Source organism: Agrobacterium sp. MCAB5, assembly GCF_052114365.1.
Taxonomy (GTDB): Bacteria; Pseudomonadota; Alphaproteobacteria; order Rhizobiales; family Rhizobiaceae; genus Agrobacterium; species Agrobacterium tumefaciens.
Genome location: NZ_JBFREP010000343.1, coordinates 1 through 379 on the forward strand (window position 1 = coordinate 1; position 379 = coordinate 379).

Sequence of the window (379 nt, forward strand, 5' to 3'; positions counted from 1 at the left end):
GTCGCAGGCTGCCTGAGCGGGTCTTGATTGCGCCCGGCTTGTGGCGGTGTCTCCGATTTCGCGCTCAGGTCTCCAGGGCACGCCAGATGTTGCGGATGATTGCACAGCGTGGCTTGTCTTCTGCCGCCAAACGCAGCTCGGCCTGGAGGTCCTGGCTCGTTTTGTGTGAGACAAATGACCAGTCCCCAAACGATCCGAACGATCACCAGCGCAACAACGAGGTCAGGGTAGAATCCCAAATGGCCAAAAGCTGTTTCGATCGCGTTTGCAAAAAAATGGCCGGCGGTCGTCACGACTATCCCCCAGACCAAAGCAATGACCAGATTGATAGTGAAAAAACCAAAGGGGGACACACCGGAAAGACGGGTGATGACAGCAC

General features: G+C 56.5%; 1 protein-coding gene. It reads left to right on the plus strand.

Annotated elements, in window-relative coordinates; all coding sequences use genetic code 11:
• Positions 1 to 86: 86 nt before the first annotated feature.
• A partial coding sequence (locus tag AB4Z23_RS28940) for a hypothetical protein (RefSeq protein WP_441361364.1) occupies positions 87 to 379 on the plus strand: 293 nt, incomplete at its 3' end.